This is a genomic window from Streptomyces odontomachicola (assembly GCF_039605595.1).
Classification (GTDB): domain Bacteria; phylum Actinomycetota; class Actinomycetes; order Streptomycetales; family Streptomycetaceae; genus Streptomyces.
Window position 1 is genome coordinate 1 of the sequence record NZ_JBCFOK010000029.1, and the last position, 23,746, is coordinate 23,746.

The window sequence follows — 23,746 nt, forward strand, 5'->3', positions numbered from 1 at the left end:
CTGGAGGTGCTCGTGCCCTTGCCCGGGCGTGGGGTTCCAAGCCCCCCTCCCGACACGACCACTCCCCCAAGGGGTGGTGTGGGCCGAGCTGCGGCCCACACCACCCGTTGGTTGTGTTTATAGGTGAGTCGCAGCCCCAACTGCCGGTAGACCTCGCACTTGTCCGCGGGATCGGCGCGACGCAACGCCACCAGCATCCCGCCGACGGACTCGACGAGGGCCCTGATCTCTTCTCGACTCAGCCGGAATGGCTTCGCCCCGTGTTTCGACAGCGGATTTAAGCGGGCCTCGGCGGCCGTGCGCTGCACCTGAGTCTCGCGAATCCACCGGGTGACGAGAGCCGGGTCGGCTCCCGCCTCCAGGGCCGCGCGATGCTGCGCGAGCTTCCGGTCGCACTCCGCAACCTCCTGCTGGGCCGCCTCACGTTCCGGCGAACGATCGGGCTGCGCTTCCTCCAGAGCTGCGAGGGCGTCCTCGATCCCGTTCGGAGCGAAGGCCGAGGCCAGTCACTCGTCCACCGGGCCGATGAGAGACGACTCCCGCAGGCAGACATTCAGCGGGTGATCGACCTTGTTGGCCACGGCGTACTCCTGGGGGAACCGGCAGCGGTAGTACGCCTCGTCGTGGAGCCAGTTGCCCTGCATCCGCCGTCGGCACTCGTGGTGGAGCACCATTCCCTTGAAGACGTACGGGTGCTGGACACGCGCCCGAGTCCGCCCCTGGCTGGCCGGGCCACGGGAGGCGAGCCGCTGCTGGACCTGCTTGAAGATGTCCTTGCTGACCAGCGGTGGGTGCGTGGGCCGATCGGAGAAGACCCAGCTGTCCTTCCCGTTCCAGATGAGCTTGGTCTGGTGGCCGAGGGCGACGTTGTCCACATCGAGCAGCGACTCCTGCTTTCGCTGCTTGTTCCACACCTCGTAGCCCGTATAGCGCGGGTTGATCAGGATGGTGCGCACCGCGCCCTTGGCCACGCGATGCCGCAGCGGTGCGGATTGCGCTGCGGGTCCGCGGCCGAAGGAGAGGGGATGTGGTCACCGGTGAGGCGCTGGGCGATGGCGAAGATCCCGAAGCCGGTCAGGTATTCGGTGTAGATGCGCTGCACGACGGGAGCGGTGGCCGGGTCGGGATCCAGGCGCCGCAGGCGCCGCCCCTCGGCTGCCTTGCCGGGGTGCGGATGAGGGCCGGCGTCCACCAACCGGTAGCCGTAAGGCGGGCGTCCGCCCAAGTAGCGCCCTTCGAGCTTGGCTTGGGCGCTCATCGCCGTACGGGTGCGCATCTTGATGCGGTTGCGCTCACCCTTCGACATGCCGCCGAAGACCGACATCACCAAGTCGTGAGCCTCGGAGTCCGGGTCGATGGGGCCCCTGACCTCGGGAACCCACATCTGCACTCCGTAATGCGCGAAGACGGGGAAGGTCAGGCCGAACTGGTTGCCGTAGAAGGCCCGCTGTGGCTCACCGATGACCACCGCATCAAAACCGCGGTCCGGCTGCTTGAGCGCGGCCAGCAACGCGGAGGCCCGTGGCCGACGGGACCAGGGGATCGAGCGGGACTGGCCGACGTCGAAGTACTCGGTCACGATCCGCCCATGCGACTCGATCAACGCCTGGGCGCGGGTGAGTTGCCAGTTGCGGGAGGTCTTCGGGTCCTGCTGATCCTCGGTGGAGACGCGTCCGGCGAACGCGAACGAGAGAGGAGCTGGGGAGGTGGTCACGCTGTCCTTCTTTCGTGCCCTGGGTGTCCTCGCCGACCCCGTCTCCCCATGCCCCCGGGGCCGGACGTTGCGCTCCACGGACTGTCGCTGTGCGGCAATCAGTCCACGGAGCGGTGCTGCGGCGGCAGAGAACCGAGCACGGGTACCTGGTAGGCCCCTCAACCCCTGCCCGGCGAAGTGCCTACCGAGGCCTGACCCGGGCCACCTTGCTCTCAAGCCTTGATGCGCCCAACAGCCGCGCGCCCCGCGCCACGCCAAACTTGCCGCCGATATCTATCAGATGCTACTCCCCCCCCCCGCTCCTCCCTCCTCTGGCGCACGGTGGCCCCCGCCGGCAGGCGCCGCCGGAGGCATCTGCCCAGAATCCCCAGGGCGACCTCGCCCTTCGCCCCCGTCCCGAACAACGGTCCTGCGTGGCTCGAACGGAATGATGACGCCGCAGGTCGTCATGCGCGATGGCGGAGAAGGTGGCACTCGACAACCGGAGAAGCTGGCAGGCAGAGAAGACGGGCGAGGGCGACTCGTGGGTCTACTCGTCGGTTCCCTCGATGCCCGTCCGGTCAAGATCGGGACTACGAACGACCTGGCGGAGCGTCTTCGCGACCTTCACGTCGGGTCGCCTGTCCCGCTTCACGTCATGTGGCAGACGCGGGGCGGGAGGAACCTCGAACGGGCGCTGCACCAGCGTTTCGCCGCGTACCGGAAGGACGGCGTGTGTTCGACTTCGGCGAGGATCGTCCCCTGGCGCTCGTCGCCACCGTCGCCATCGGCCTGGGCCCCCGCGAGTTCCCACACAACGACCTGGCGGGCAGGGACGTTCTCCCCACGCACCCGCAGATCGCTGAGGCCCGACGGCTCGCGAAGTCACTGCGCGACGCCTTCGCTCGGGCCGGTGGCCCGGAGGTCATGCCAATCGCCGACATCATCGAGGGCAGCCCTCACCACCTGGTCACGTTGGTACGCGGTAGGCCGACCGGGATATGCGGTAGTACGCACCGGGGCGACGTCGAAGCCGGCGGCCCGGAAGGCCTTGGCGATCGTCCGGCCGGCCATGGCCAGCGGCTCGGAGCTGACCGAAGGTCACAGGCGGTCAGGCGGCAGGCAGTGAAGTTCCCCACCCGGATAGGCCCGAGAAGTGCGGCACGGCTGGACCGGCTCCTCGGTCCCCAAGGTGCCCCTTAAGCCTGCGCTAAGGACCAGGTACTTCATCCGACCTGCTACTACTCTTGTGTAGGAGAGGGTGGGGGCCAGTCTCTCAACTCCGCCCACTACACCGTTCCCTGAGCAGGCATCAACACCGGGAGAGCTACATGAACTTCTCCAACGAATGGGACAGGCTCAAGGCCGACTCTGCCGGGCGCGCCCCCGACGGCCGGGGTGCAGGAGCAACGCCGTCCGGGAGTGACTTGGCGTCGGTTCCTGCTGAAAAGAGGAAGGCCGCAGAGCACATTGAAAGGTACCTCCTCCCAGAGACGCGGAAAGGAGGCGCGAAAGCAGATGACGAAAATGAGGCTGTTACTGGTAACCACGCAGGGAAGAAGGATCTGCCGACCCCATACTTGCCTCCCCAAGGAACAAATTCAGCATTGCTGACTGGTGGAACTTCAGGTCTCGGGCAGATGAAGGGGTGGGAAGTAAAGGAAGGGCTCAGCCATGCGGCAGCAGACTGGGCCCGAAAGCTAAGGAAGCTCAGCGAACGTCTCACTCAGGATATAAATGGGTTGATGAGTACAAGCAGGGCGTTCCAGAGCAACGACCACGGGACAGCGAAAAAGTTTAATGCTGTGCCCGGGCAAGGATCACGAAGCGATACCCGTAGCGGAATCGACAAGCTTTAGAGGGGGAATATATGAGTCTCAATTATCGTGACTTGATGGACGCCAATCTCTCTAGTCTTCTCGACGCCTCAACCGCCTGGAAGGGGATGGGGAAAAGGTTCGGGGAACTGGCGGCTGATTACAAGACTCGCGTCATGGGGACCGCAGACAGTAAAAATTGGAAAGGCGTGGCTGCCAAGTACGCCAAGATCTCATTCGAGACTACACATGAGGAGTATCTAGGGGCGCAGCAGCAGGCCAACGCCGTGGGAAAGATTCTGGAGCAAGCGTACTCGGATCTACATGAGCTGAAAAAGGAGGTCGAGCGCGCCTGTCGTGAAGCTCGGGAAAAAGGAAAGATGCGCGTCACCGAAAACGGGCATTGCGTGCTTGAACTGGATAGAATCGAGGACCCGGATGAGCGGGAAGACCTATCTCGTAACAGCGCCAAAAGAGAAAAACTAGAGGATTCCTGGGCGCATACAATATCAGAGTCCGTAAAGAAGGCTGCAAAGCGTGATCAAGAGTTCAAAGTTGCACTATTTCAAGTAACAAAAGATGCTGACGGCCGAGGAGTTTCTGGCGGGTTCAACAGCAAGGCATCAGGTGACGTGGATGCCAACCTCAAGTCGGCCCGATCAGAAGCAGTGAGAGAGGCCAGGAAGCGGAAGGAACAGTGGGAGGAGAATAGTTGGAAGCGCACTCTCATCAAGGGGGTCAATACAGGCGTGAAATTGTTCACCAAGAACGGCTGGAAACCAGATACGACGGCGCTGGATGCAGCTTTCAAGCTGGCCGGATTGGATAAGACTGAAGGTGTCGTGGTCAACGTCTCTGGCGGTCTGGTCGTGGGAGGCAATGTCGAGCTTGGACTCGTGCGGACACAGAACCCCGATGGAACGCAGAGTCTAGGTTTCGTGCGAAGTGCGGGAGTTGATTCAGCCGGTTGGACGTGGGGCGCGTCTGGCGGTATCGGTACGATCAGAAGTAACGCGGATGATATTGATCAGCTTTCTGGTACAGGGTGGAACAAAGGGGGATCTCTTCACCTGGGTGTCGGGGCATTCGCGAATCATGAGAACGCCATCGACACCTACAACTCTAAGGGAGACGCGGTTCAGAGTGTACGTAGCGGGGTCGGGATTGGCCTTGGGAATGAGATAAATACCGGGTTCGGTCACGCTGGCGCTACCGAGATTTGGAGGAGTAAGAAATGATTGATTTTGTTGCGGCGAGTTCTTCGGAGTCCGGCGGCATCGGAATTAATCTCATTAGAATTGCGGACGCACTGGCTATCGTAGTGGGTGTACTTTTGCTGACGAATTTCAGGAGATGCGCAACGCGGCTATACCATGTTCTGACGAGGCTCGCAAATCCTGGCATGGCTACGGTGGGGACCCTCAGGGCGGTCGGTGGAGTCGCGATATTCGTTGGAGTATTCTCGTTCACGCCAGATGTTATTCAACTTTTTAAGTGATCTGAAGTTGCCCAAGGATTTCCCTATGGTCAGTGGCCGCGGGGCAGTCCTTAGGTCAGCGGATTGGGATCAATCTCGATGCGCTCGTAGTCCAATTCACGTCCTCGTCTGTCTGGGGGGGGGATCACAGCAGCGAACAGGAACCGATAGATCGCGTTGATGCGGGCGTAGTCCTGTCGCTCTTCGAGTCGTCCCCAGTTCCCGCGCGCGTCCGGTCCTGCGACTCCATGCAGCACTTCAACGACCGGCCGGACAGTCGTCCTCCGCTGCCGTTCCTTGATGCGCACCTCAATGTCGCGTCGCATCTTCCGGTATTCCGGCGTAGAGGCATCGCGGGCGGTCCACATCACGTTGAGCTCGGCGAGCTGTTCAGTGTCTTCCTTCTCTGCGTCAATGTCAGCCTGTGGACGAGCAGTTGAGGCCGGTGTCCGGCCGGGCACGTCCAGCTTGTCCAGAACCGTCAGATCCACATCCTTGGCGAACCTCTCCGTCTGCTCGGCGGATATCGTCCGTCCGTACTTCTCTCGTCTTGGCGGCCGTTGCGGCTCCACCGGTAGATGTAGTTGTCGTTCGCCTTGCTCTCGCCCATGCGGACTCCGCACGTGCACATGACCACACCGCGCAGAAGATAGAAGCGGCGGGTGTGGGTTTTCTCCTTGGTCTGGGAGGCTCGGTAGGTCCGTATCTGCTGGACCTCGTCCCACTGGCCGCGGTCGATGATGGCGGGCCAAGTCCCCGGGCCTGCCTTCTCACCCCGGAACATCCTGATCCCGGCCACCTGGTGAGAGCTGAGAAGGTCACGTATGCCGCTGACTGTCCACGACTTGCCCTTGACGGTCCGGATGCCGCGGGAGTGGAGGTCGCGGGAGATGGCGGCTGGTGGAGATCCTGCTGCGCGCCCTGCCCGCCTTCCGCCGCAACTCCCTGGTCGGCGGCGGCTGGAGTCCCACGCACGCGGGACGGCACGGGCCGTGCTGCCTGACGACCTTCTTCATCGGGCAGTGCGTGTGCGAGTTCCGCCGCGTCTACCTGCGCTGGCGCCGCCAGCAGCGGCAACTGGCCGAGTACGAAGCGCTACTGTGGGACGGCGAGGCCTTCCTGCAGTTCCTGCAGACCCCCTCGCTCCTGCCCGGCCCCGAGGGACTGGCCACCGGCGGTGGGGCGGTGACCGATCTGATCGGCAAGCACTCGCCGGTCTCCCAGGCGATCGTGCGGCTCTCCCATATGGAGCCTGGCCCTGGAAGTAGAGAACATGTGCCCAGCGCTCCGGGGTCTCGTGTTCAAGCAAGCAATCAGGAGGTCCACTCGCGTACGCGGAGCGGCGACGCAGGTATGGGGGTTGGGTGCAGGGGATATTCCAAGTGGGTCAGGACTTCCATAGCGCGCGCTTCGGTATCGCAGTGGCGGAAATAGTTGTAGTGCAGGCCAACTTCGGTGTCATGGTACTGGCCCGGGAAGCGGAGTGGAGAGCAAGTCGTTGCGTCGGCGTTCCAAACGGCTGCCCCCAGACCGTCTTTCTGCTGCGCCAAGAAAACTCACCTTGCTCATTGAGAAGCTCAGTCGAGCGCCTATCAGGTCGGCGATGATGGCGAAGAAGCGAGGGTCGATCTCGTGTTGAGTTGCCTCGCTCAGGCGATGTTCGGTCTCGGCGAGACGTTGGAGGCCATTACGGCCCCACGTGAGGACGACCAGATGGGGCAAGCCGGGAGCAGTAGTGGCATGCTCGACGAGAGTGGGGGGCGCCCCGGGTGAACTCCGCCTGCTCCAGCACCTGTTCGCCACCCGGGGGCCGTGCTCTGTTTGGCAGTACGGCGCCGGGGCGATGAAATAAGGCAGGCGGTCTTCGGAGTCCCAGGTGTCGGGCTTCTTCGGCAGAAGAGCATTCTGAGGGCATTGCGGAACGTCAAGGTCACCGCGTCCAAGATGTCGAAGAACGCCTCCGGGATCTCCACCGTCACCACCGTCCGCCACTCATCACCCCCACGGCGCGCCTCCCTCTGCCGCAGCTGCGCCGCGATCTGAACCGGGCCGGTGGACAGCGCCTCCCCCTCGCACGAGGACTCCGGCACCGGACGGACCGGATGTTGATTGCAACGGCTCCAGACGGACGGCACCGAGAGACCGCGCCTCGCGTGGCACGTACGCCGTCGCGCAGCACGCCCGCGAGGAGCCCACCCATCCAGAACACGGAGCACGGAACACGGAGCGCGACCACAGCCTGGGCGACGCCCTGCGAACCCGCAGGTCACAGCCCACGCCCACGATTTGATCTTGAGGGCGGGGGTTTGCTTATTCTTTGCTCTGTCCGTCCGGAAAACGCGCATGGTTGACCGCTTGTGTCCATTTTCCGGAGAGGGGGGAAGTGTCCTGAGTGCCGCATGCGTTCGCGCTCCCTCCTTCTGAGCAGGGGTGGCCCACGGCGGCGCCCAGAAGAGAAGGAAGCACCTTGAGCAAGACATCCATACGCCGCAAGACGTTCGCCGGTGTCGGGGGAGCCCTGGTGGCGCTCTCGCTGCTCGGCACCACTCCGGCGGTCGCCAAGAGCGCGAGCACCACGGGGTCGAAGATCTACACGTACAAGAAGGAAGGCCACCAGTACGCCTACGTGAAGGACACCAAGGCGGACAAGAGAGCGGCCTACGGGAAGTACGAGCGCAGCGCCAGTGCGGGCAAGATCCGCGCGCTGTGGAACAAGAGCGGTTCCGGCACCACGGCCAAGAGCGGCAAGGGCAGCAAGATCATCAAGATGCGGGCGTGCCGCCAGGAGCAGTGGAAGCCCGACAGCTGCAGCAACTGGACCGCCAACTGACGGTCCGTCGACCAGCGGGCGCGCAGCAGCAACAAGAGCAGCGACACAAGAGGCGCGGTAGCACACCGCGCCGCGACGCCGGTGGCTCCACGAGGCGGTCGTTCCGCACTGCGTGGAGCCACCGGCGTACGCACCCGAAGGGGGAAGCGCAGAAGTGAAAGAGCCGGACGAGCCGGTGCTGGCCGTACGGGGCCTCGGCCATGAGATAGGCGGCAGGCGGCTGTTGGACGGCCTGGACCTCACCGTGCGGGCCGGCGAAGCCGTCGCCGTGACCGGGCCCAGCGGGAGTGGGAAGTCGACACTGCTGTCCTGCCTGATGGGGCTGGTCAAGCCGGAGGCCGGAGAGATCGAGGTGGCCGGCGTCGAGCTGAGCGGGCTGTCCGAGCGGGCGCTCAGCAAGCACCGCAGGGACACCGTCGGCGTGGTCTTCCAGTTCGGTGAACTGCTGCCGGAGCTGACCCCGTTGGAGAACACCGCGCTCGCCGCGCTGCTCTCCGGAGTTCCGCGGGCCGAGGCGCACGCGCGCGCCGAGGAGCTGCTCGCCGAGCTGGGTGTGCCGTACGGGGAGACGCCCACAGCCGAACTGTCGGGCGGCGAGCGACAACGCACCGCCGTGGCCCGCGCGTTGATCAACCGGCCCGCGCTGCTGCTCGCCGACGAGCCGACCGGCGCGCTGGACGAGGAGACCCGGGACGAGGTCGCCGAGCTGCTGTTCTCCGTACGGCGGCGCTGGGGCTGCGGGCTCGTCGTCGTCACGCACGACCTGGCGCTGGCCGCTCGCGCGGACCGCCGACTCCGCCTGGAGAAGGGGCGGCTGAGGGAGGCGGCGGCGCGTTGAGCGATATACGCATGTGGTGGCAGCTGCTGAGAGTGGGCCGCGCCGCCCGCCGTGGCGCCGAGGGCAACCGGCTCCGCTTCGCGGCGCTGCTCCTGGCGACGCTGGCCCTCGCGCTCAGCGCGACGGCGATCACCGCGGGCTGGGCGGTGCACGACGGCCGCGAGCAGCGAGGTTCGGCGCGGGCCCCGCAGTACGTGGACCCCGACGGCGGCGACGCCCCGGTGCTGGTGCGTCCCGCGTACGACACCGTGGACGGCCTCCAGAAGTCGGTCGTGTACGTGGAGCCGAAGGCGGCCGATGCGGCACCGCCTCCCGGCGTGTCGGCCTGGCCCGAGCGTGGCGAGGCACTGCTCTCCCCCGCCCTGCGCAGGGACTTGGAGAAGGAAGGCGCCGAGGACCGCTACGGCACGCCGGCCGGCGCCATCGCCGCCGAGGGCCTGGAGGTGCCGGACGAGCGGCTCGCCTACGTACGGCCGCGGCACGGCGTCATGTCGTCCGGCGAGTGGCTCGCGGCCTCGGGCTTCGGCGGGCCGGAGCGGGCCAACTTCGGCGACAGCGACTTCGTACGGCCCGACTCCTGGTTCCTGATGTGCGCCGCGGGACTGCTGGTATTGCCCGCACTGGTACTGACGGTGATAGCCGCCCGTTCCGGGTCGGCGGGCCGGGACCGGCGCGTGGCGCTGCTGCGTGCGCTGGGGGCCGGCTCCCGCGCACGGGCGCTGGTCTCGCTCGGCGAGGCGGTCGCCCCCGTGGCCCTCGGCGCGGCCGTGGCGGGGGCCGTGACGCTGGCGGCCCTGCGCACCGACGTGCGCCTGCCCGTGGTGGACTTCCTGCTTCCCGCCGCTGACCTGCGACGTTGGGCGGGGGCGCTGGTGGGTACGGTGCTCGGCTCCGCTCTGGTGGTGCTGGCGGCCGTGCTGTCGCTGCACCGGGCCGCGCCCGCGGAGTCCTCCACCCGCCCCGGGGCGGGCAGGCGTTTCCGGGCCGGGCGCGTGGCCTGGCTGTGCCCGGTCTTCCTCGTCGTGGCGGTGTACGGCAGCGACGTGGCCGCCCAGGGCGGGGGCGGCGACTGGCTTCCGGTCTACGTCCTGGGCACGGTCGGCACGCTGGCCACGGTGCCCGCCGTCATCGCCGTACTGGTGCGGTGGCTCGGGCAGCGGCTCGTGCGCCTCGGCAACCGGCGCGGGCTCAGCGGCGCGCTGGTGGCGGGACGCTGGGCGAGCGCGAGCCCCGGCGTGATCACCCGGCTCGTGGCCACGGTGGTGATCTCCATCGGGCTGGTGTCCCAGGTTCAGCTCCACATGAGCCGCCTCGGCGATCCCGTACGCGAGGCTCAGGCCGTCTACCAGCGCATCGGCGACAGCGCGCTGAAGACCGGCATCCCGGACCGGCCTGCTCAAGTGGGTGCCTTCATCCGTGCGTTGCCTCCGGACGTGCACGCGCTCGCGGTGACGTCGGGCTTCGAGGGCGCCCGACTGACAGGGCGGTGCTCCGCGTTGCGGGAACTCAAGGTGTCGTGCCGTGACGCGAAGGTCCGGATCTCCGACCCCCGGCTGCAGGAGCTGGTCGCCATGTCCCCTGGCGGAGCGGAACGGGTGACCCTGCACAAGGGCGCGCCGGAGGCCGCGAAGGACGCCGACGAGCTCTTCCTCGTACGTGAGGGCGGGGGCGACCTGCCCGTCTCCGCCATCAAGCGGACGGCATTCCGGCATCTCCCCCACCCGGAAGTCGACCCGATAGGCATGGGCTGGGTGGCCGGCGCCGGCTGGGACCTCCAGGCCACCGCCTGGGTACGCGCGCTCGGCGGCATCGGCATCGGACTGCTGGCCCTGGCCTCCGTACTCAACAACCTCGGCGACTTCCTGCGCCTCGGCCGCCGTCTGGCACCGCTCAGCGTGCTGGTGGGTGAGCGGCGGATCTTCTACGCCACGGCCGCGTGGGCCGTCCTCGCGCCGCTGGTGCTGGCCGCGCTCGTGGGCACGGCGGCGGCGGTGTGGCTGGGTACGCCGCTGGAGCTGAAGGCGGGGGCGGAGCTGCCGACTTCCTTCGTGCTCGCTGTCCTGGCGGGGGCCCTTGCGTTGGCCGTCGCCTCCTGGTGGTGGGGCGCGCGGACCGCGGCGCGGGCTGCGGGGCGGTGGCGGCCGACGGGGGAATAGGTGCCCCTCCCCCGCCGACCAATGGATCATTTCCGGCATTTGTCTGTGAATTACTCGAACTCAACGGGCGGTTGGGGTGCTGGTAGCGTCCGTTGGGTAGTGGTGTCCGTGTCATACGGGGAGTTGTTTCTTGTGAATCGTCGTTGTGTGTCCGCCGCCTCGCTCGTGATCGGTGGCGTGCTCTTGGCGACCGCATGCGGGGGCGGCGAATCATCCGGGAAGAACGACAAGATCGCGGGCGCGCAGTCGGCGTCGCCGTCCGAGGGGGCGTCGCAGGGGTCGGACAAGGAGCCCGGGCTGAAACTGCCCGACGACTTCGAGGTCGACTACCAGTGGGACAAGCCGGGTGAGAGCAAGTCGGCTCAGGCAGTCGCCAATGCCGAGAAGTACGTGACGTCGATTTGGCACGGGGTCGCGAAGCAGAATGTGGACGACCCGGCTCACGACCACTACTCGACAGGACAGGCCAAGTCCTACGCCCGGTGGGTGATCAAGTCGAACGTGGACGGCGGTTACACGTCCACCGGAAAGGACCGCTACTACGACCTGGGCACCGAAGCCAAGCCGGGTCGTGACATGGTCGCTGTGACTTTCTGCGAGGACCAGTCGAAGGTCTTCAGCAAGGAAGTGAAGTCCGGAAAGACCATTCGCAGCAAGCCGAACCTGAAGAGCTACGTGGAGTGGAGCGTGCTCATGGAGCGGTCGCCTGCGACCGGTAAGCGTTGGAAGGCGAAGACCGCTGACGTGACGGGGGAGTCGAAGGAATGCCAGTCAAAGGCGTGATAGGCCGCAGGTGGGCCGTCGGTACGGGTTTGGCGCTGAGCGTTGTCATGCTGTCCGCGGGGCCTGCCCTGGCGAACCGGGTGCCTCCGCCCTCGCCGCCGGACTCCTCTGCCGGCGGCGATCAGAACAAGGGAGAAATCTCGGCCACCGTCGGCACCAAGATCCAGCTGAAGCAGGACGGGGGCGGCGGATCGGGGAAGGGTTCCGGGAATCTCTCCTCTGTCGACCCGAACTGGGAACCGCCTCCGTGCTGGTATGAACCGGCGATGACTCCGGAGCAATTGAAAGACGCGACGGAGAAGGCGGACAAGGCAGCCGGAAAGCCGAAGGAAGGGGCCCCGGGGCCCGTCCAGGAGGCGGACGATTACGCGCGCGTGGGTACGTACGATTACTACACGGCGCAGCAGATGGTCGACCACTACAAAGACGGCAAGACCATCACGAATTACGACGACAAGGGGAAGACCTCTTCCGCTCCTGGCTACAAGGATTTCAACGTCGGCAAGGACGGCATGTTCTGGCGCGGGGTGCCCAATAAGGGGCACGACAAGGGCCACATGTTCGACTGCTGGCGCACCATGTTCTGGCAGGACGGCAAGGACGTTCCCCAGGTCGAGAAGACCGTCTCGCCCGAGGTGATGGCCGGGTACTCGTACGACAAGATCAAGGTGCCCGACACCGAGGTCGAGATGGACCCGAAGGGGCGGAAGGCCGTCAATCTGCCGACCTGGATGTGGCTGGACAAGGCCAAGTTCAAGCCGGTGAAGGTGCGGGCCACGCTGCCCGGTACGGGGCTGTGGGCGGAGACCACGGCGCGCCCCGTAGCACTGCGGCTGGACCCCGGTACGCAGGACGCGGAGGTGCACCCCTCCTCGGGCGAGTGCCGGATCAACAAAGACGGCTCGATCGGGAAGCCCCGGCCCAAGGGGCACGAGGGCGAACCGCCCTGCGGCGTGACCTATCAGCGGGCCACGCAGGACGGCCAGAAGTACCCGCTCAAGGCCAACGTGACCTGGAAGATCTCCTGGGAGGGCTCCGACGGGACCGGCGGGAAGCTGCCGGACGGCGAGTTCGGAAGCACCCAGGACGTCACCGTGCGGGAGTACCAGTCGGTGGTGAAGTAGCGCCGCACTCGGCGACGACCGAGAGACGAACCGAACGATGAGCAGCACAGGAGTGCCGCGCGGATTGGCGCGGCACCCCTGCGTATGTGCGGTGCTGTCGGTGTTGTGCGGGCGGATCAGGTCAGTACGTCTTCGATCGTGTTGTTCCAGTACGAGACCGTGGAGTTGTCGCTGCTGGCGAGGCCCTCGGGGCCGGGGGCGCGGAGCTTGGCGGTGGCGCCGGTGCCGTGGAGGTTGCGGTCGGCGAGCCCGACGGTGAGCTGCTTCTCGCGGTGCATGTTGTCGCCGTCGCCCTTCTCCAGGCTGAGCGCGGAGTACGCGGACTCGCCTGACAGGCGCTCAGCGAGAAGGCGGCCGAGGAGGCCGGCAGCGCGAGCAGTGCGAGCGATCTTCACGTGCCCCCTCCCCCAGTCGTGTTGGTTACGGCATGGTTGCCCGCTTTCGCGGCGTACCGTCCGGAAAGCTAGCGGATGCCCAACGCGAGCTTCTCGAGGGCTTCTTCGGCGGATTCGGCGAGGAGTACGACGCTGTCCATACCCGCGTAGACGGCTCCGTTGGCCGCGACGGCGAGGTGGTCGTTGCCCCTGTCCACCTCGCCGACGGGATAGAGATCTGTTCCGGCCTCCTCGTTGAGGAAGTCGAAGATGTCCTCCCTGTCCCACTGGGCGACCGTCGGATCAAGCTTGAAGCCCACACGGGCCATCGTCTGACCCGGCCCGCGCTCGGTGCTCTCGATCCCGCCGAACTCGGCGAGGAAGCGCCGCGCCGCCTCGTTGATCTCGAATCCGCTCTGCTGAAGCGCGGTCTCCCACTCGTGAGTGGACACGGACCGCCCGGGATACCAGCCGGCACGCCGCAGGACGCCCTCCGTCTCCGCGGACCACCGCTGCGCCGATTGCCCATTCATGGTGCACGCCACCGCCTTGCTGACCAGTTGACCAAACGCGCGGACGATCGATCGTACGGGGTGGGAAGTGGCTCAAGTGCCGCCGCCGCACCATGCGTTGCAGGTCATCTTCCCCGGAGCGCCCGCCCCCGCGTGGCCCATCGGTTAGCGTCGCGCCCACGTCGTGTGGAGGGGAGCAGGCATGGTGACCGTGGCTGGGCTGAGTGTCGGTGGTGCTGGGCTGGAGGAGTGGGGGGAGGTCGTGGAGTGGGCCGCGGAGGAAGGGTGGAATCCGGGGGGCGGCGACGCGGCGTGCTTCCATCCCACCGATCCCGGCGGGTTCTTCGTGGGGCGGGTCGGCGGGCGCATCGTGTCTGCTGTTTCTGTGGTCAACTACTCCGCCGAGTACGCGTTTCTCGGGTACTACATGGTCCGCTCGGGGATGCGTCGCGGCGGGCTCGGGCTCGCCACCTGGCGGGCCGCGGTGCCGCATGCCGGGGAGCGCACGATCGGGCTGGACGGCGTGCCGGCGCAGCAGGAGACGTACGAGAGGGCCGGGTTCACGGCGGCGTACCGGAATCTGCGGTACGCGGGCCGCCCCACGCGCCCCGCACCGGGCAGCGGAGCCCTCGACGGGGCCCCGCGCATCGAGCCCGCCGACGCCGCGCCGGCCGACGCGGTCGCCACGTACGACCGCCGCTGTTTCCCTGCCGACAGGCGCCACTTCGTCGGGCGGTGGCTCGCGGCCCGCGGGCACATCGGGTACGCCGCGCTGCGGGACGGGCAGGTCAGCGGGTACGGGGTGATCCGGCCCGCGCGCGACGGCATGCGGATCGGGCCGCTGTTCGCCGACGGGCCGCTGGAAGCGGAGGCCCTGTTCGACGCGCTCATCGGCCACCTGCCGCCGGACGGACAAGTCACGCTGGACATCCCCGAGGTGCAGGAGGAGGCCGTCGCACTCGCGGAGCGCCGCGGGCTCGTACCCGTCTCGCACACGGTCCGCATGTACGCGGGCCAGGCCCCTGAGACGGGGCCCGGGCGCACGTACGGGGTGACGAGTCTGGAGCTGGGCTAGGAAACCCGCAGCTCAGACCACGTGCACCGACTCCACCGTGAACAGCCGCGGGTCGACGTTCTCCGCGATCGCGGCCGTACGCTCCAGGCCCTTCCTGGCCTCGGGGTCGGCGAGCATCGCGTGGAACTGCTCCTCGCTCTCCCACTGGGCGTAGTTCACGACCCGTTCGCCGTCGTGGCTGGCGTGAAAGTTCGCCGAGACGAAACCGGGGTGGTGGCGCACCACCGTCTCGGTGAAGTCCCGCAGCTCGGCGATCAGTTCGGCCTGCCGTGCGGGCGCGACCGTGAACACGTTGATGAGGGTGACCAGCGGATGGTCGCCGTCGATGGTGGTGGTGTTCGGCATGGGCCCATGCTGCTGCGGCCCTCCCGCTGCGGGAACGCCCGGAGCCCGCGCCCGTACGCGGCTGGGCACGGGCGCCGGGCGCGACTGCCGCAGGAGGCGTAGCGGGTACGTAACCGGGCCCCGCACACACACCCGGCCCGACCCGGCCCCCGCACCGCGGCTCAGGCGCCGTCGAGCCCCAGCAGCCGTACGGCCTGCTCGCGCATCTCCACCTTCCGCACCTTGCCGGTGACGGTCATCGGGAACTCCTCGACCACATGCACATAGCGCGGGATCTTGAAGTGCGCGAGGCGGCCCTCGCAGAAGGCGCGCAGCGCGGCCGCGTCCAGAGCAGGGGCTCCCTCCCGCAGCCGCACCCAGGCCATCAGCTCCTCCCCGTACTTCTCGTCCGGTACGCCGATGACCTGGGCGTCCAGGATGTCCGGGTGGGTGTAGAGGAACTCCTCGATCTCGCGCGGGTAGAGGTTCTCGCCGCCGCGGATGACCATGTCCTTGATCCGCCCGGTGACGCTGAGGTACCCGTCCTCGTCCATCACCGCGAGGTCGCCCGTGTGCATCCAGCGCGCCGCGTCGACGGCCTCGGCGGTGCGCTCGGGCTCCTCCCAGTAGCCGAGCATCACGGAGTAGCCGCGGGTGCAGAGTTCGCCGGGCTCGCCGCGCGGGACGGTGAGCCCTGTCGCGGGGTCGGCCACCTTCACCTCCAGGTGCGGGCCGACCCGTCCGACCGTGCTCACGCGGCGCTCCAGCGAGTCGTCGGTGCGGGTCTGGGTGGACACCGGGGAGGTCTCGGTCATTCCGTAGCAGATGGACACCTCGGTCATGCCCATCCGGTCGATGACCTGCCGCATCACCTCTTCCGGGCAGGTGGATCCGGCCATGATCCCGGTACGCAGCGAGGAGAGGTCGTGCTCGTCGAACCCCGGCGCGTTCAGCATCGCGATGAACATCGTGGGCACCCCGTACAGCGACGTACACCGCTCCTCCGCCGCGGCCGACAGCGTCGCCGCCGGGTCGAAGGCGGGCGCGGGGATCACCATCGCCGCGCCGTGGCTTGTGCAGGCGAGGTTGCCCATGACCATGCCGAAGCAGTGGTAGAAGGGCACCGGGATGCACACGCGGTCGCGCTCGGTGTAGCCGCACAACTCGCCCACGAAGAAGCCGTTGTTGAGGATGTTGTGGTGCGAGAGTGTCGCGCCCTTGGGGAAGCCGGTGGTGCCCGAGGTGTACTGGATGTTCACCGGGTCGTCCGGGCTCAACGCCCGCTGCCGTTCGGTCAGTTCGCCCGGGTCGGCGCCGTTCCCGTGCTCCAGCAGCCCGGTCCACGCGTCGCTGTCCAGCAGCACGACGTGCTCGAGCGCCGGGCAGCGGGGCCGCACCTCCTCGATCATCCCCGCGTAGTCGGAGGTCTTGAAGCTGCGCGCGGCGATGAGGAGGCGGGTTCCCGACTGGTTCAGTACGTATTCGAGCTCGTGGGCGCGGTATGCGGGGTTCACATTGACCAGGACGGCGCCGATTTTGGCCGTCGCGTACTGGGTCAGCGTCCACTCCGCGCAGTTGGGCGCCCAGATCGCGACCCGTTCGCCCTTGCCGATGCCGAGCCGCAGCAGGCCGAGCGCCAGCACGTCGGCCTCGGCGCGGAACTCCGCGTACGTCCAGCGGCGCACACCCTCCGTGCCACCGCGGTCGACCAGCGCGTCGCGCTCCGGATGCGCGGCGGCGACGCGGTCGAGATTGTCGCCGATGGTGTCGCCGAGCAGCGGCACGGCGGAGGTTCCCGAGGCGTAGCTCGGCGTCGGTGTCGTCGTCAGTGCGGTCGTCACGCTTTGACTGCTTCCCCGGGCGAAGCCGGGGAATTCCTGGCTCAGGCAGCCTCCCGAGGCGGCGCCTCGGCCGGTCTTACGCCCTCAGCACCAACCGGGGCCAGACCGGCCCGGACCAGCATCACGTGGGCGGAGTTCTTGTCTCTGAGCGAGACGGCTCCGCACGCGGTGCAGGTGTAGGTACGTTCCGAGAGAGGTAGTGCGTGCTTGGTTCTCGCTCCGCACTGCGCACAGTCCATGGTGGTGTGCGCGGGGTTGACCAGGTGCACGATGCGGCCATGCTTGCGCGCCATCTCCACCAGCGCCTGCTTGGTGGCACCGATCGCCGCGTCCGCGGCCCTGCACGCCATCGTCGACTTGGCCAGGAACTTGGGCCGGAAGTCCTCCACGGCCATCGCGTCGTGGTCGGTCACGACCTTCTTCGCCCACTTGCGGGCGGTGTCCTGCCGCTGTCGGGCCACCTTCCGGTGCGCCTTCGCCCGCTGTTTCTTGGCCTCTCGGTAGCCCTTCGACGCGACCTGGCCCTTCGACGGTTTCCGCCGGGCCATCATGCGGTCGTAGCGGGTCAGCTTCTCCTTGGCCTTCCGCCCGTACCCGGGATGGGGAAGATCGTGTGTGTCACTGGTGGTGGTCGCCAACTCCCGTACGCCCCAGTCGACCCCGAGCACCCGACCTGTCTCGGGCAACGATTCGCTCACGCCGAGGACGACGAACGAGCAGTACCAGGCACCTGTGACGTCCTCATACACCCGCACCGACGACGGGGGTTGGGGAAGCTCCCGTGACCACACCACCCTCAGCACGATGCCACCCGCCAAGTGCAAGCGTCCGTCCTTCAAACGGAAGCCCCGCCGGGTGTAGTTCAGACTCGGCCTCGCCTCCCGCCGCTTCTTCCACCGCGGCATCCCGGCTCGACACCGCTGCGGCAGCCGGTCCTTGATGTCCTTGAGCGCCTTCGCCCGCGATTTCCCGAAGTCGCGGATCACCTGCTGCTGAGGCACCGAGGCGCCCTCCGCCAGCCACGGCGTCACCCTCCGGGCCCCGGTCAGCATCTTGTCGAGTTGGGCCGGCCCGCAGGCCAGCGTCACGCCCGTCGCCTTCGCGGCTTGGTGGACCTGCTGCGACTTCGCGACGCACTCGTTCCACACCCACCGGCACCGGCCCCATTCGGCCTCCAAAGCGCGCCGGGCCGTCGCCGAGACACGCAGGCGGAAGGTGTACCGGGCACACCCGGCACTCTCCTCCGCCTCTCCCACAGTCATACCCGCCAACGTAACGGGGAGGACTGACAATTGGCGGTCGGCGCAGGCAGGCCCGGAGATCACTCCGTACGTGACCGCCGGAACCGTGGCGGGCCGGGCCCGTAGACTGGCTGGCGGCCACTGACCCGTTCGCCTGCTGGCCCCCGCCCGGCCGCAGACCACCCGCTCATGAGGAGCCCAGCCGCATGTCCGACGCGCCGACGGAACGTACGCGCGGGCGGCAGCGGGACGCGGTGCGTACGCGGGCCGAGATCCTGCGGGTCGCGACCGAGGAGTTCGCGCGGCTGGGGTACACCGGGGCGCGGATCGACGAGATCGCGGACCGCATCCACACCACGAAGCGGATGATCTATTACTACTTCGGCGGCAAGGAGCGGCTGTTCACCGCCGTGCTGGAGCAGGCGTATGCGGTCATCCGTGAGCAGGAGCAGCGGCTGGACGTCGGCGGGTTGGACCCCGCCGCGGCGATCCGGCGGCTGGCCGAGCTGACCTTCGACCACCACGAGGAGCATCCGGACTTCATCCGGCTCGTCAGCATCGAGAACATCCACGAGGCGGAGCACATCGTCGCGTCGGAGACGCTGCGGGAGCTGGGGTCGCCGGCGATCGAGGTGATCGGGCGGATTCTGCGCGAAGGGCGCGAGGAGGGGGTGTTCACCGCTGAGGTGGATGCGGTGGATCTCCACGCGATGATCTCTTCGTTCTGCTTCTTTCGGGTGGCGAATCGGCACACCTTCGGCGCGCTGTTCGGGCGCGACCTGACTGCTGTTGAACGCCGCGAGGAGTACCGCCGCATGTTGGGCGACATGGTGCTGGCGTACCTGACGCGCTGAGGCTCTCGGGGCTGCGCCCCGGGCCCCGTTGGGAGCGGGGGCGCTGACGCTGGGGGCTTGCGGTCCGCTGTGCCCACCCTCCCCCAAGCTCTCCGGCTCCGCTCCGAGCAGAGAGGTACCCCCCTCGCCCCTGCGGAACGATTGCCCACAGCTCAAAGGGGAAGCGAGTAGCACCCACAGCGTTCCGTGAGGCGCACTTCGGTAGCGACCATGCCTCGCGCGGAGGCAAGGGGATGCCGCAGGCGCGGAGCGTCGGAGGCAGCCCCGTAACGCACAAGGCAGTCGGAACCACACACCCGAATCCCGCCGCAGCGGGAAGCAACGAGAAGCGGCGCCGACCGGCGGTCGAAACGCGACGCCCGCAGACCCATTGACACCCGCACCGCGCAGCGCTCACGGTAACTCACTAACTAGTACGTTAGTTAACCCTCCCTCTTCAGAGCCGCAGAGGAGCTCCCCATGCCCGGAGCCGGAGCCGCAGGCCGCCCCCGCAGGGCCGCCGTTGCCGCGTGGATCGGTAGTGCGCTGGAGTACTACGACTTCTTCATCTACGGGAGCGCCGCGGCGCTCGTCTTCCCCAAGGTCTTCTTCGATCCGGACGATCCGGCGACCGGCACCCTCGTCTCGCTCGCGACCTTCGGCGTGGCCTACGCGGCGCGCCCGCTCGGCGCGCTGGTGCTCGGGCACATCGGGGACCGGCTCGGGCGCCGCCGGATCATGGTGTTCACGCTGATGCTGATGGGGCTGTCGACGTTCGTGATCGGCTGCCTGCCCACGTACGCGCAGATCGGTACGGCAGCGCCCGTACTGCTCGTGCTCATGCGCGTGCTGCAGGGGCTGTCGGCCGCCGGCGAGCAGGCCAGCGCGAACTCGATGACGCTGGAGCACGCCCCCGAACACCGGCGCGGCTACTACACGAGCTTCACGCTCAACGGCACGCAGGCCGGCCAGATTCTGGCCACCCTGGTCTTCATCCCGGTCGCCGCGCTGCCCGACGAGGCGCTCTACACCTGGGGCTGGCGGCTGCCGTTCCTGGTCAGCGTGCTGGTGTCGGTGGCGGGTTACGTGATCAGGCGGAAGCTGGAGGAGACCCCGGCGTTCACCGAGGCCGCGGCGGAGAACGAGGTCGCGCGGATGCCGCTCGCCGACCTCGTGCGGCACCACTGGGCCGACGTCCTGCGGGTGATCGCGGCCTCGCTGATCGCCACCGTGCAGACCGTGTTCACCGTGTGGGCGCTGTCGTTCGCGACCGGCGACTCGGTCGGGCTCGGCGAGTCGCCGATGCTGTGGGTGGGCGCGCTGGCCAACGTGGTGGCGCTGTTCGCGATCCCACTGTGGGCGCGGCTGGCCGACAGGATCGGGCGGAAGCCGGTGTTCCTCACCGGCGCGCTCGGCTCCGGCGTCATGATCTTCGTGTACCTGTGGGCGCTGACCACCGGCTCGTACCCGCTCGTCCTGCTCACCGGGGTCGTCTTCTTCGGCGTCGTCTACAGCGCGGCGAACGGCATCTGGCCCGCCTTCTACGGCGAGATGTTCAGCACCCGGGTGCGGCTGTCGGGCATGGCGGTCGGTACGCAGATCGGCTTCGCGGTATCCGGGTTCGCGGTGACCTTCGCGGAGCAGATCGCCGGGCCGAAGGGCGACAACTGGACCGGGGTGGCCGCCTTCACCGCCGCCGTCTGCGCGGTGTGCGCGATCGCCGTGGCCACGGCGCGGGAGACGTACCGCGTGCCCACCGACCGGCTCGGGAGCAGGGACACCACCCCGTACGACGACAGGAACGGAGCTGAGAAGCAGGTGGCAGCCACCTCATGACCCCTCGCACCACCCCGCGTCCGCGCACCGCCTCGTACCTGACCGGCTTGATCGGCTCCGGCATCGGCCCCTCGCTCAGCCCCGCGCTGCACGAGCGCGAGGCCGACCGGCACGGGCTGCGGCTGCTCTACCGCGGCATCGACCTGGACACACTGGACGGGCCCGACGCATCGGGCGGTCCCGGCGCAGGACCCGAACGCATCGGCGAACTCCTCACCGCCGCCCGCACATTGGGCTTCGACGGGCTCAACATCACCCACCCGTGCAAGCAGTCGGTGATCCCGTACCTCGACGCGCTCGCACCCGAGGCGGCCGAGCTGGGCGCGGTGAACACGGTCGTGTTCGGCGGCGGCCGGGCCGTCGGGCACAACACCGATGTCACCGGCTTCGCGCAGGCGTTCACGCGGGGGCTCCCGGACGCGCCGACGGACCACGTCGTGCAGCTCGGCGCGGGCGGCGCGGGCGCGGCCGTCGCGCACGCGCTGCTCACCGTCGGCACCGACCGGCTGACCGTGGCCGACACCGACGCCGCGCGCGCCGAGGCGCTGGCGGAAGCGCTCAACTCCCGCTTCGGCGCGGGCCGCGCGGTCGGTGTAACCCCCACTGACCTGCCCGTACGGCTGGAGCGCGCGGACGGCCTCGTGCACGCCACGCCCACCGGGATGGCCGCGCATCCCGGGCTTCCGCTGCCCGCGCGGCTGCTGCGGCCCGAGCTGTGGGTGGCGGAGGTCGTCTACCGGCCGCTGGACACCGAGCTGCTGCGTACGGCGCGGGCCGCGGGCTGCCGGACGCTGGACGGCGGTGGGATGGCGGTGTTCCAGGCGGCCGACGCGTTCCGGCTGTTCACGGGGAGGGAGCCGGACGCCGTACGGATGCTGGCCGACCTGGAGGAGCTGGTGGCCCCCGCGGCCCCTTCGGCCTCGGCGCCCGAGCCCACGCACTGAACCCGTACGGGGTCCGCGTACGCGACCCGTACGGGAACCGCGTACCGAACCCGCACACCGACCCACGCGAGGAGTAACCCCGTGCTGCGCAAGTCCATCGCCACCGTCTCGCTCAGCGGCTCGCTCTCGGAGAAGCTGGAGGCCGTCGCGGCGGCCGGCTTCGACGGGGTGGAGATCTTCGAGAACGACCTGCTGGCCAGCCCGCTGAGCCCCGAGGAGGTGCGGGCGCGCGCCGCCGACCTGGGGCTGGGCATCGATCTGTACCAGCCGTTCCGGGACGCGGAGGCGCTGCCCGAGGAGCGGTTCGCGCACGTGCTGCGGCGCGCTGAGCAGAAGTTCGCGGTCATGGAACGGCTCGGCGCCGACCTGATGCTGGTGTGCTCCAGCGTCTCGCCGCACGCGGTGGACGACGACGCGCTCGCCGCCGGCCAGCTCCGCAGGCTCGCCGAGCGGGCCCAGGCGCACGGCGTGCGGCTCGCGTACGAGGCGCTGGCCTGGGGCCGGCACGTCAGCACGTACGAGCACGCGTGGCGGATCGTGGAGCGGGCCGATCACCCGGCGCTGGGGACGTGTCTGGACAGCTTCCACATCCTCTCGCGCGGCTCCGACCCCGAGGGGATCGCGGACATCCCCGGCGAGAAGATCTTCTTCCTCCAGCTCGCGGACGCGCCGCGGATGGCGATGGACGTGCTCCAGTGGAGCCGCCACTACCGCTGCTTCCCAGGTCAGGGCGGCTTCGACCTGGCCTCGCTGGTGCGGCACACGGTGGCGGCCGGGTACGAGGGGCCGCTGTCGCTGGAGGTGTTCAACGACGTCTTCCGGCAGGCGGACGCGGGCCGTACGGCGGTGGACGCGATGCGCTCACTGATCGGTCTGGAGGAGGCGGCGGGACTGGCCGACCTGTCCGCGCCCGTCGTCCCCTCCGGGCTGGCCTTCGCCGAACTGGCCGCGGCGGACACCGAACCGGTGCGCGCTCTCCTCGCCGCCCTGGGCTTCACCCGTACGGGACGCCACTACGGGAAGCCGGTGGAGCTGTGGGAGCAGGGCGGGGCGCGGATCGTGCTCAACGCGGCGGGCGCGGACCGGCGTTCGGGTCCCGCGCTCACCGCGCTGGGCCTGGAGACCCCGGGCCCGGGAGCCGCGGTGCGCCGGGCGGAGCAGCTACTGGCCCCCGCGCTGCCGCGCCGGTACACGCCGCGCGACGCGCCGCTGGAGGTGGTGGCGGCGCCGGACGGGACGGAGCTGTTCTTCTGCCGTACGGAACGAAGCGGCGAGGGCGGCAGCGGCGCGGAACACCCGTCGTGGACCGGCGACTTCGAGGCCACCGCCCCCCTGGGGGCAGCCCCGAACGCGACCGGAGCCGCGGGCGCCGGAGTCACCCGCATCGACCACGTGGCCCTCACCCAGCCCTGGCACCGCTTCGACGAGGCCTCGCTGTTCTACCCCAGCGTGCTGGGGCTGCGGCCCGACGGGAGCCACGATCTGGCCGACCCCTACGGGCTGTTCAGGAGCCGCGCGGTGAGCAGCGCCGACGGCTCGCTGCGCCTCGCGCTCAACGTCGCTCCCGTACCGGGCGACGAGGAGGTGCGGCCCCGGCACATCGCGCTGGCCACCGAGGACATCGTCGCGACCGCGCGCGCGGTGCGGGAGAACGGCGCCGAGCTGCTGCCCATCCCCGACAACTACTACGACGACCTGGGCGCCCGCTGGGACCTCTCTCCCGACGCGCTGGAGACGCTGCGGGAGCTGGGCATCCTCTACGACCGGGACGAGCACGGCGAGTTCTGGCACTGCTACACGGCCGCGATGGGCCGGATCTTCTTCGAGTTCGTGCAGCGCGGCGGGGGTTACGAGGGGTACGGCGCGGCCAACGCGCCCATCAGGCTGGCGGCGCAGCACACCGCGGAGCGGGGCGGAACGCTGGGACGGTGAGGCGGGGGCGGTGAGGTGGTACGGGGTGTGCCCTGTGCCCGTTGTGTCCCCCTGTGCACGGCGCATCTGACGGGCTGTGATGAGCTGGCCCCGGCCCGGTGGCCAGGCCGGGCCCT

23 protein-coding genes are annotated in these 23,746 nt (G+C 68.5%); 14 read left to right on the forward strand and 9 right to left on the reverse strand.

Annotation, left to right across the window (positions count from 1 at the left end):
• Nucleotides 1-506: 506 nt before the first annotated feature.
• The gene (locus tag ABEE00_RS34190) at nucleotides 507-956 is read right to left on the reverse strand and encodes a recombinase family protein (RefSeq protein ID WP_345749694.1); all 450 of its coding nucleotides are present in this window, start codon (nucleotides 954-956) and stop codon (nucleotides 507-509) included.
• Nucleotides 941-1,714, reverse strand: a complete 774-nt coding sequence (locus ABEE00_RS34195) for a recombinase family protein (RefSeq protein ID WP_345749695.1) — start codon at nucleotides 1,712-1,714, stop codon at nucleotides 941-943. Before ABEE00_RS34195 ends, ABEE00_RS34190 begins: the two co-directional genes overlap by 16 nt.
• Nucleotides 1,715-2,162: 448 nt before the next feature.
• Between ABEE00_RS34195 and ABEE00_RS35915 the strand changes: the two genes are divergently transcribed.
• The 3 genes from ABEE00_RS35915 to ABEE00_RS34205 all read left to right on the forward strand — a co-directional run bounded on the left by ABEE00_RS35915 (nucleotide 2,163) and on the right by ABEE00_RS34205 (nucleotide 4,748).
• Nucleotides 2,163-2,822 (forward strand): GIY-YIG nuclease family protein, encoded by a 660-nt coding sequence (locus tag ABEE00_RS35915; protein WP_451918741.1) that lies wholly within the window; start codon nucleotides 2,163-2,165, stop codon nucleotides 2,820-2,822.
• A 202-nt stretch (nucleotides 2,823-3,024) separates the two neighbouring features.
• On the forward strand, nucleotides 3,025-3,552 hold the full coding sequence (locus ABEE00_RS34200) for a hypothetical protein (protein ID WP_345749696.1): 528 nt from the start codon (nucleotides 3,025-3,027) through the stop codon (nucleotides 3,550-3,552).
• Between the two features lie 35 nt (nucleotides 3,553-3,587).
• Complete coding sequence (locus tag ABEE00_RS34205; RefSeq protein WP_345749697.1) at nucleotides 3,588-4,748, forward strand: hypothetical protein; 1,161 nt, start codon at nucleotides 3,588-3,590, stop codon at nucleotides 4,746-4,748.
• Between the two features lie 310 nt (nucleotides 4,749-5,058).
• Here the strand turns inward: ABEE00_RS34205 and ABEE00_RS34210 are convergent, their stop codons facing one another.
• Both ABEE00_RS34210 and ABEE00_RS35920 read right to left on the reverse strand, forming a co-directional pair.
• Nucleotides 5,059-5,559, reverse strand: a complete 501-nt coding sequence (locus ABEE00_RS34210) for a hypothetical protein (RefSeq protein WP_345749698.1) — start codon at nucleotides 5,557-5,559, stop codon at nucleotides 5,059-5,061.
• Nucleotides 5,469-5,879, reverse strand: a complete 411-nt coding sequence (locus ABEE00_RS35920; protein ID WP_451918742.1) for a recombinase family protein — start codon at nucleotides 5,877-5,879, stop codon at nucleotides 5,469-5,471. The genes ABEE00_RS34210 and ABEE00_RS35920 overlap by 91 nt, the downstream gene beginning before the upstream one ends.
• An 8-nt stretch (nucleotides 5,880-5,887) precedes the next feature.
• On the opposite strand from ABEE00_RS35920, the gene ABEE00_RS34215 reads away from it, so the two are divergent.
• The 6 genes from ABEE00_RS34215 to ABEE00_RS34240 all read left to right on the forward strand — a co-directional run bounded on the left by ABEE00_RS34215 (nucleotide 5,888) and on the right by ABEE00_RS34240 (nucleotide 12,718).
• Nucleotides 5,888-6,421, forward strand: coding sequence for a hypothetical protein (locus tag ABEE00_RS34215; protein WP_345749699.1), 534 nt, complete (start codon nucleotides 5,888-5,890; stop codon nucleotides 6,419-6,421).
• 1,033 nt (nucleotides 6,422-7,454) lie between these two features.
• A complete protein-coding gene (locus ABEE00_RS34220; RefSeq protein ID WP_345749700.1) occupies nucleotides 7,455-7,817 on the forward strand; it encodes a hypothetical protein in 363 nt (120 codons plus the stop codon).
• A 154-nt stretch (nucleotides 7,818-7,971) separates the two neighbouring features.
• The gene (locus ABEE00_RS34225; protein WP_345749701.1) at nucleotides 7,972-8,655 is read left to right on the forward strand and encodes an ABC transporter ATP-binding protein; all 684 of its coding nucleotides are present in this window, start codon (nucleotides 7,972-7,974) and stop codon (nucleotides 8,653-8,655) included.
• Entirely contained in the window at nucleotides 8,652-10,811 is a 2,160-nt protein-coding gene (locus ABEE00_RS34230) for an ABC transporter permease family protein (RefSeq protein WP_345749702.1), read from the forward strand. Before ABEE00_RS34225 ends, ABEE00_RS34230 begins: the two co-directional genes overlap by 4 nt.
• Nucleotides 10,812-10,958: 147 nt before the next feature.
• A complete protein-coding gene (locus ABEE00_RS34235) occupies nucleotides 10,959-11,594 on the forward strand; it encodes a hypothetical protein (protein WP_345749703.1) in 636 nt (211 codons plus the stop codon).
• A gap of 266 nt (nucleotides 11,595-11,860) precedes the next feature.
• Complete coding sequence (locus ABEE00_RS34240) at nucleotides 11,861-12,718, forward strand: hypothetical protein (RefSeq protein ID WP_345749704.1); 858 nt, start codon at nucleotides 11,861-11,863, stop codon at nucleotides 12,716-12,718.
• Between the two features lie 116 nt (nucleotides 12,719-12,834).
• Here ABEE00_RS34240 and ABEE00_RS34245 read toward each other — a convergent pair whose 3' ends face one another.
• Together ABEE00_RS34245 and ABEE00_RS34250 are read right to left on the reverse strand one after the other, a co-directional pair.
• Nucleotides 12,835-13,113: a hypothetical protein gene (locus ABEE00_RS34245; protein WP_345749705.1), complete on the reverse strand. Its 279-nt coding sequence runs from the start codon at nucleotides 13,111-13,113 to the stop codon at nucleotides 12,835-12,837.
• 68 nt (nucleotides 13,114-13,181) lie between these two features.
• On the reverse strand, nucleotides 13,182-13,625 hold the full coding sequence (locus ABEE00_RS34250) for an SUKH-3 domain-containing protein (protein WP_345749706.1): 444 nt from the start codon (nucleotides 13,623-13,625) through the stop codon (nucleotides 13,182-13,184).
• 181 nt (nucleotides 13,626-13,806) lie between these two features.
• Between ABEE00_RS34250 and ABEE00_RS34255 the strand changes: the two genes are divergently transcribed.
• Complete coding sequence (locus ABEE00_RS34255; protein ID WP_345749707.1) at nucleotides 13,807-14,679, forward strand: GNAT family N-acetyltransferase; 873 nt, start codon at nucleotides 13,807-13,809, stop codon at nucleotides 14,677-14,679.
• A 12-nt stretch (nucleotides 14,680-14,691) separates the two neighbouring features.
• Here the strand turns inward: ABEE00_RS34255 and ABEE00_RS34260 are convergent, their stop codons facing one another.
• The 3 genes from ABEE00_RS34260 to ABEE00_RS34270 form a co-directional block, all read right to left on the reverse strand.
• Nucleotides 14,692-15,024: an antibiotic biosynthesis monooxygenase family protein gene (locus ABEE00_RS34260; protein WP_345749708.1), complete on the reverse strand. Its 333-nt coding sequence runs from the start codon at nucleotides 15,022-15,024 to the stop codon at nucleotides 14,692-14,694.
• A 161-nt stretch (nucleotides 15,025-15,185) separates the two neighbouring features.
• Nucleotides 15,186-16,844, reverse strand: a complete 1,659-nt coding sequence (locus tag ABEE00_RS34265) for an AMP-binding protein (protein WP_345749709.1) — start codon at nucleotides 16,842-16,844, stop codon at nucleotides 15,186-15,188.
• Between the two features lie 41 nt (nucleotides 16,845-16,885).
• On the reverse strand, nucleotides 16,886-18,106 hold the full coding sequence (locus ABEE00_RS34270; RefSeq protein WP_345749710.1) for an RNA-guided endonuclease InsQ/TnpB family protein: 1,221 nt from the start codon (nucleotides 18,104-18,106) through the stop codon (nucleotides 16,886-16,888).
• A gap of 185 nt (nucleotides 18,107-18,291) precedes the next feature.
• Between ABEE00_RS34270 and ABEE00_RS34275 the strand changes: the two genes are divergently transcribed.
• From ABEE00_RS34275 to ABEE00_RS34290, 4 genes are all read left to right on the forward strand, one after another.
• Nucleotides 18,292-18,939, forward strand: a complete 648-nt coding sequence (locus ABEE00_RS34275; protein WP_345749711.1) for a TetR/AcrR family transcriptional regulator — start codon at nucleotides 18,292-18,294, stop codon at nucleotides 18,937-18,939.
• Between the two features lie 459 nt (nucleotides 18,940-19,398).
• Nucleotides 19,399-20,754, forward strand: coding sequence for an MFS transporter (locus ABEE00_RS34280; RefSeq protein ID WP_345749712.1), 1,356 nt, complete (start codon nucleotides 19,399-19,401; stop codon nucleotides 20,752-20,754).
• The gene (locus tag ABEE00_RS34285; protein WP_345749713.1) at nucleotides 20,751-21,698 is read left to right on the forward strand and encodes a shikimate dehydrogenase; all 948 of its coding nucleotides are present in this window, start codon (nucleotides 20,751-20,753) and stop codon (nucleotides 21,696-21,698) included. Before ABEE00_RS34280 ends, ABEE00_RS34285 begins: the two co-directional genes overlap by 4 nt.
• 84 nt (nucleotides 21,699-21,782) lie before the next feature.
• On the forward strand, nucleotides 21,783-23,630 hold the full coding sequence (locus ABEE00_RS34290) for a bifunctional sugar phosphate isomerase/epimerase/4-hydroxyphenylpyruvate dioxygenase family protein (protein ID WP_345749739.1): 1,848 nt from the start codon (nucleotides 21,783-21,785) through the stop codon (nucleotides 23,628-23,630).
• Nucleotides 23,631-23,746: the final 116 nt, after the last annotated feature.